The following is a 2,946-nucleotide window of genomic DNA, read 5'->3' on the forward strand; positions in this document are numbered from 1 at the left end:
CCTGGGCCGGAGCGGGCGGGGCGGTGGCGGCACTGTCCGCCGCATCAGGCATGGTGGCGCCCGACAGGCTCATGCTGCCGCCATCAGGCAGCATGGCAGGGCGTTTCCTGGGGGCACCAAGGGCGTCAAGCGCGCTCTTGCTGGTGGTGACCTGTGCGTGCGCGCTGCCCAGCAGGGCGCAGGTGGCAACGCCCAGCACGGCCAGCACGCGCGCGGACCGGCGGGGGAGGAAGGGGAATGAGTGCTGCATTATGCCCGGCAGGCTACCGGGCCGCAGGCGGGCGCGCAATCGACAAACGGGCCACAGGGGCCCTGCCGCGCATCAGTCGATGCTGCTGGCCACGAGTTCGCGCAGCGGGCCGTGCATGTGGGGATTGCCCACCACCGCATCGATGGAGGCCGCGAGATCGTTCAGATCCTCGCCCGCCGGGTCGGTTGCGTAGCCACCGGCCTCGCGCACGAGCAGGATGCCGGCCGCGCAGTCCCACGGCTTGATGCCCAGTTCCCAATACCCGTCATACCGGCCTGCCGCGACCCAGGCGAGGTCGAGGGCAGCGGCACCGAATCGGCGGATGCCGGCAACCTGCGGCATGAGCGCACCCAGCGTGCGGGCAAATGACAGGCGGTTGCGCGCCGAGACCTTGGCAAACGGAATGCCGGTGGCGAACAGCGCCTCGTTCATCGACCGGCGGGCGGATACGCGCAGGCGGCGGTCGTTGAGGAACGCGCCCACGCCCTTTTCGGCCCAGAACATCTCATTGGCCACGGGGTTGTACACCAGCCCTGCCACGATCTCGATCGTGCCATCGGGCAGGCGGCGCTGCAGGCCGATGGAAATGGCCCAGTGCGGCACGCCATGCAGGAAGTTGGTGGTGCCATCGAGCGGGTCGATCACCCAGCGCCATGTCCAGCCCTCGCTGCCCGAGGCACCGCTTTCCTCCATCAGGAAGGCATAGCCGGGCCGGGCGCGGGCCAGTTCCTCGTGGATGGTGGTTTCGGCCCGCAGGTCGGCCTGCGAGACGAAATCGCCAGGGCCCTTGATGCTGACCTGAAGCTGCTCGACTTCGCTGAAGTCACGCAGAAGGCGGCGTGCGGCCTTCTGGGCAGCGTTCTGCATCACCGTCATATGGGGAGAGAGTCGCATTGCCACGGTGATCGGTCCTGTCTGGTTCGGCGGTGGAACGGGTGTAAGGGGTGAAGGCAAAGGCGGGTGGCAGCCTGCGGGCGGGCAGGCCACCGCCCCCTGTGGGCTCAGGACTTGGCGCGCTCGACGTAGCTGCTGTCCTCGGTGCGGACCACGATGCGCTCGCCTGCTTCAATGAAGGGGGGCACCATGGTCTTGACACCGTTGGACAGGCGGGCGGGCTTGTAGGACGAACTGGCCGTCTGGCCCTTCACCACCGGGTCGGCCTCGACCACCTCGAGCGTTACCTGGGCTGGCAGCACGACGCCAACCGGGTCGCCTTCCACCAGGTTGAGCACCAGGGTCATGTTGTCCTGCAGGAAGGGGGCCTGATCGCCGAGCAGGTCGAGCGGCAGGAGAAGCTGCTCGAAGGTCTCGGGGTCCATGAGCACGATGTTGTCGCCGTCCATGTAGGAGTAGGTGTATTCCTTCTCCTCGGTCATCAGGCGTTCAACGGTATCGGCGGTGCGCCAGCGCTCATTGGTCTTGTTGCCGGTCTTGAGGTCGCGCATTTCCACCTGGATGAATGCGCCGCCCTTGCCTGGCGTGATGATCTGCTGCTTCAGGACCGTCCAGCGACGGCCGTCGTGCTCGATGACCTGCCCGGCACGGATCAGGTTTGCCTGCTGCTTCATGGTGGTCCCTGTATGGTTGTGGGAAGTATGGCGGTTCGGCTTCTAGCGCCCCGCGCGCTCAAGGGCAAGGTTTGGCGCCCTTCTTTTCAGCCCTGTTCGCGCGCAAGGCGGTGCTGCGTGCCATCGGGCGCCAGTGCCACGAGCCTGCCATCGGGCCCGGTGTGCAGGTAATCCGGCCCGATGGGCACCTTGCCATGCCCGCCGGGAATGTCGAGCACGTAAGTGGGCCAGGCGATGCCCGTCACCCGCCCGCGCAGGCTGGCCAGCAGGCGCTGCCCCTCGCGTATGGGCACATGAAAGCGCGCGGTGCCCGGTGCCGGGTCAAGCTGGTGCAGGTAATAGGGGCGGATGCGGGCAGCGACCTGCGCGCGCAAAAGCGCCTCGAGCGCCTCGGGCGTGTCATTGACCCCGCGCAGCAGCACGGACTGCCCCAGCACGGGTATGGCGCGCACCTGCACGCGGCGGATGGCGGCGCGGGCGGCGGGTGTCAGTTCGCGGGCATGGTTTATGTGCGCCACCAGCCACATCGAGCGCGTGGTCTCGAGTGCTGCCGCCATCTCCTCATCCAGCCGTTCAGGATCGGCCACCGGCACGCGGGAATGGATGCGGATGGTGTGGATATGCGCCATCTCCTCAAGCGCCTGCATGATCGCGCGCATGCGACGGGCCGAGAGCATGAGCGGGTCGCCGCCGGTCATCACGACTTCATGAATGTCGGGGTGCGTGCGCAGCCAGTCGAGGGCTGTCTCAAGGGCGGCCTCATCCAGCACGCCGCCGCCAGGGCCGACATGCTCGCGGCGGAAGCAGAAGCGGCAGTAAAGCGGGCAGACCAGCAGCGGCTTGAGCAGCGCGCGGTCGGCATAGCGGTGCACGATGCCCGGCACGGGGGAGAGCGCGTCATCGCCAATCGGGTCCGGGTTTTCGGTCGGGTCGGCGTGGCATTCCGCCGCATCGGGAATGACCTGGCGGCCGATCGGGTCATCTGGCGTTTCGATCAGGTCGGCAAAGGCGGGGGGAATGGCGGTGGCGTAGTGCTGCGCCACGTTTTCCAGCGCCGGGGCCTGCGCGGGCGTGATCAGCCCTGCCGCAAGCAGGTCGGCCACGCTGCGCAGCGTGGCCGACCTGCTT

Annotated in this window: 3 protein-coding genes and 1 pseudogene; all 4 read right to left on the bottom strand. The window is 68.0% G+C overall.

The features are described from left to right. Window positions 1–250, bottom strand: a pseudogene (locus tag HNW77_RS17075) (hypothetical protein); the annotation flags it as partial. 72 nt (window positions 251–322) lie between these two features. Next, entirely contained in the window at window positions 323–1,144 is an 822-nt protein-coding gene (locus tag HNW77_RS17080; RefSeq protein WP_167370254.1) for an inositol monophosphatase family protein, read from the bottom strand. 107 nt (window positions 1,145–1,251) lie between these two features. Further along, window positions 1,252–1,818, bottom strand: a complete 567-nt coding sequence (gene efp / locus HNW77_RS17085) for an elongation factor P (RefSeq protein ID WP_061272374.1) — start codon at window positions 1,816–1,818, stop codon at window positions 1,252–1,254. Between the two features lie 86 nt (window positions 1,819–1,904). Next, window positions 1,905–2,930 carry a lysine-2,3-aminomutase-like protein gene (locus HNW77_RS17090; RefSeq protein ID WP_241694544.1) on the bottom strand — a complete coding sequence of 342 codons (1,026 nt, stop codon included), beginning with the start codon at window positions 2,928–2,930 and terminating at the stop codon, window positions 1,905–1,907. Between the last annotated feature and the right edge of the window lie 16 nt (window positions 2,931–2,946).

It is taken from the genome of Komagataeibacter melomenusus (assembly GCF_013155395.1).
GTDB lineage: Bacteria > Pseudomonadota > Alphaproteobacteria > Acetobacterales > Acetobacteraceae > Komagataeibacter > Komagataeibacter melomenusus.